At 69.8% G+C, this 3795-nt stretch carries 5 protein-coding genes; 3 read left to right on the top strand and 2 right to left on the bottom strand.

Annotated features, from left to right (window positions below; translation table 11 throughout):
* The 3 genes from AC3XYG_RS39455 to pth all read left to right on the top strand — a co-directional run.
* On the top strand, positions 1 to 921 hold a 921-nt coding region (locus tag AC3XYG_RS39455; protein WP_489145381.1), incomplete at its 5' end, for a calcium-binding protein.
* Between the two features lie 129 nt (positions 922 to 1050).
* A complete protein-coding gene (locus AC3XYG_RS39450) occupies positions 1051 to 1704 on the top strand; it encodes a 50S ribosomal protein L25/general stress protein Ctc (protein WP_489145380.1) in 654 nt (217 codons plus the stop codon).
* A gap of 30 nt (positions 1705 to 1734) precedes the next feature.
* Positions 1735 to 2307 carry an aminoacyl-tRNA hydrolase gene (gene pth / locus AC3XYG_RS39445; protein WP_489145379.1) on the top strand — a complete coding sequence of 191 codons (573 nt, stop codon included), beginning with the start codon at positions 1735 to 1737 and terminating at the stop codon, positions 2305 to 2307.
* Positions 2308 to 2536: 229 nt separating this feature from the next.
* Here pth and AC3XYG_RS39440 read toward each other — a convergent pair whose 3' ends face one another.
* Together AC3XYG_RS39440 and AC3XYG_RS39435 are read right to left on the bottom strand one after the other, a co-directional pair.
* A complete protein-coding gene (locus AC3XYG_RS39440; RefSeq protein ID WP_489145378.1) occupies positions 2537 to 2791 on the bottom strand; it encodes a hypothetical protein in 255 nt (84 codons plus the stop codon).
* 129 nt (positions 2792 to 2920) lie between these two features.
* Positions 2921 to 3795: YifB family Mg chelatase-like AAA ATPase (locus AC3XYG_RS39435; RefSeq protein WP_489145377.1), on the bottom strand; the 875-nt coding region annotated here is incomplete at its 5' end.

Raw genomic sequence — 3795 nt, 5'->3', positions numbered from 1 at the left:
TCCGGCGATGGCGGCGACAATGTCCTCGAAGGCGTCGCGGGAGCCGACATACTGTACGGCCGCGCCGGCACGGACATCGCCTCCAATGCCGGATCCGCCGCCGGGGTGGCAGTGCAGATGACCGGCGGCGGATCGGGGCAGCCCACCGGGGTCGGCATCGGCACCGGCGGCGACGCGGCGGGAGACCGGCTCTACGACATCGAGAACGTCCTCGGCTCGGCCCATGCCGACAGGATTTCCGGCGACCACAATGACTCTGCCCTGTGGGGCAATGGCGGCGACGACGCGCTCTACGGCAATGGCGGAAACGATTCGCTCGACGGCGGGGCCGGCAACGACCGCCTTGTCGGCGGGGCCGGGGCCGACATCATGGTCGGCGGCGACGGCATCGACACGGCCTATTACCATGACGACCGGGACGGCGGGATCTCGGCCGACCTCGATGCCCATCGCGGATCGCGCGGCACGGCCGCGGGCGATACCCTCTACGGCATCGAGAACCTGTATGGCAGCGATTACCGCGACGTGCTCACCGGCGACGACGCCTCGAACGTTCTGACCGGCGGCCACGGCGACGATGTCCTGACCGGACGGGGTGGCGCCGATATCTTCGCGCCGGGCGAGACAGGCGGGTTCTTTCCGTCCTCGGGCTGGGAGGTCGACACCATCACCGACTTCTCCCGGGTCCAGGGCGACAAGATCGACCTTCGGCCGATCGACGCCGATGGCAATGCCGCCAATGGCGACACCGCCTTCACCATCGTCACCGGCGGCGTGTTCACCGGCGCGGGGCATGAGGCGATCATGCGCTTCATCGACGGCGGCACGGAGGTTCTGCTCGATATCAACGGCAACGGCCTGGCCGAGATGGTGATCAAGGTCCAGGGCTTCTCGCTGGCCGCATCCGACCTGCTGCTGTGAGCCGGCCCGCCCCGGCCGTTGCGCAGAAGGGCCGTTTCTGCTAGACGACCGCGCTTGCGCAACGATTGCGTGCGCATACAGCCACGCCGGCACCCCTGGAGGCCGGCGTCTTTATTCGAGGAGAGACCTATGGCCGACACCATCAAGATCACGGCCGAGGCGCGGGACCGAGCCGGTAAGGGGGCAGCACGGGCAGCGCGTCGGGCCGGGATGATTCCGGGCGTCATCTACGGCGACAACAAGCCGCCGGTGCTGTTCAACGTCAACGCCCAGTCGCTGCTGAAGATCCTGCGCGACCCCGCCGCCTTGACCCACATCTACGACATCGAGATCGGCAAGGACCGGCACCACGTGCTGGCGCGCGACATCGCGCTCGACCCGGTCAGCGACAAGGCGATCCACCTGGACTTCCTGCGCGTCAGCGACAAGACCACGGTCCATGCCGACGTGCCGGTGCACTTCATCAATGAAGAGGCATCCCCCGGCATCAAGCGCGGCGGTGTGCTGAACATCGTGCGCCACGATGTCGAGCTGGTCTGCCGCGCCGAGGCGATCCCGGAATTCCTGTCGCTGGACTTGACCGGTGCCGAGATCGGCGATTCGCTGCGCATGAGCGCGATCAAGCTGCCGGACGGTGTCCGCGCGGCCGTCGCCGACCGCGACTTCGTGATCGCCACCGTCGCGGCGCCGTCGGCGGTCCGTGCCGAGGAGGCCGAAGCGGCCGCCGCGGCCGCGACCGGCGCCGCCGAGGCCCCGGCCAAGGAGCCGGCCGCGAAGGCCTGATCCGAAGCCTGAGCTGGCTGGGAGATATCGATGCTGCTGTTCGTCGGCCTCGGCAATCCCGGCCAGCAATATGCCTACCACCGGCACAATGCCGGGTTCATGGCGCTCGACGACATCGTCGAGCGCCATTCCTTTTCGCCCTGGAAGCTGAAGTTCCAGGGCCGGCTGTCGGAAGGCCGCCTCGGCGTCGAGCGGGTGCTGGCGCTGGAGCCGATGACCTATATGAACGAGAGCGGCCGGTCGGTCGGCGAGGCGATGCGCTTCTACAAGCTGCAGCCCGCCGATGTCGTCGTGTTCCATGACGAGCTCGACCTCGCGGCCGGCAAGGTCCGGGTCAAGAAGGGTGGCGGCACCGCCGGCCACAACGGCCTGCGCTCGATCGGCGCCCATATCGGCCCGGAGTTCTGGCGCGTGCGCATCGGCATCGGCCATCCCGGCCACAAGGACCGGGTGCATGGCTGGGTGCTGAGCGACTTCGCCAAATCCGACGAGGCGTGGCTGGACCCGCTCATGGAGGCCATCGCCAAGGCGGCGCCGCTGCTGGCCGAGAACGCGGCGGAGAAGTTCATGACCCAGGTCGCCCAGAACACCCAGGCAGCGTGACCGGGGCCTTTGCTGCACCGCACGACGACCCTCTTGATTCGATCGTTCCGGTGGCGCATCATTTTTCTTACGTGGTCGGCATAGCCGGGAACGCGTATTGGCCAGCCGCAACGCCCTTGCGGCGACCTCCGCCAGAATGGCAACCCGGCATCGTCGGGTGAGCCTGCGGACCAGAGAGCAAAACGAGGAGCCGCCTTTGTGCGGCTCCTCTACTTTTGGGCTCTTGGGCCTAGCGCCGCGGGATCGGGTTCTGCGCCACGACCGTGCTGGCCGGGTCGACGCATTGGAAGCCGACATAGTTCCACTCCCGGTCGGTCGCCAGCGCGACGCGCCCGGTGCGGGCACAGACGGCGTCGCCCGCGGCCTGCGCCCCCACGACGTTGCGTTCGTTCAGCGTGTTCACCACCACGAAGTTCTTCGGCATGGGCGGCGGCGTGCAGGCCCCGGCGAGCAGCGCCGCGGACAATAGGCAGGTCAATCGCACCGGCGGGCTCCTGCAATCGGGCTTGAAATCAAACATCGTCTATTCGATAGATCTGAACGCCGACAGGATTCCAAAGTTCCAGCCGGCCGCCAAGCCGCCGCGTTTGGGGACCCAATCGGCCTCTGCGGGCTAACCGGCCACCGCCAGCCGGCGGTAGGACAGCGCCTCGGCGATCTGGGCCCGGCCGATGCGCTCGGCGCCGGTCAGGTCGGCCAGGGTGCGGGCCACCCGCAGCACCCGGTGATAGCCGCGGGCGGACAGGCGCAGACGCTCCGCCGCCTGGGTCAGCAGCACGCCGCCGGCGACGTCGGGCGTGGCCACCCGCTCCAGCACCGCCCCGTCGGCCTCGGCGTTGGTGGCGATGCCGTCGCCGGCATAGCGCGCCGCCTGGATCTGCCGCGCGGCGGCGACCCGGGCGGCCACCTCGGCCGTGCCCTCGGCCGGCGGCGGCAGCGACAGGTCGGCGGCCGACACGGCGGGCACGTCGACATGCAGGTCGACCCGGTCGAGCAGCGGGCCGGACAGGCGCGACTGGTAGTCCTGGCCGCAGCGCGGCGCCCGGCCACAGCCCAGGCCGGGGTCGCCGAGATGGCCGCAGCGGCACGGGTTCATCGCCGCCACCAGCAGCACCCGGGCCGGGTAAGTGACATGGGAGTTGGCCCGGGCGATCACGGCACGGCCGCTTTCCATCGGCTGCCGCAGCGATTCCAGCGTGGCGCGGGCGAATTCCGGCAGCTCGTCCAGGAACAGCACGCCGCGATGGGCCAGCGAGATCTCGCCCGGCCGGGCCCGATGGCCGCCGCCGATCAGGGCGGGCAGCGAGGCGGAATGGTGCGGGTCGCGGAACGGCCGGCGCCGCATCAGCCGCCCGCCCTCAAGCAGGCCTGCCACCGAATGGATCATCGAGACCTCGAGCGCCTCGGCCGGCGACAGCGGCGGCAGCAGATCGGGCAGCCGCGCCGCCAGCATCGACTTGCCGGAGCCCGGGGGGCCGATCATCAACA

The organism is Inquilinus sp., assembly GCF_057815775.1.
The sequence above is the reverse complement of the archived record's forward strand: the minus strand, read 5'-3'. Positions and strand labels throughout refer to the sequence as shown.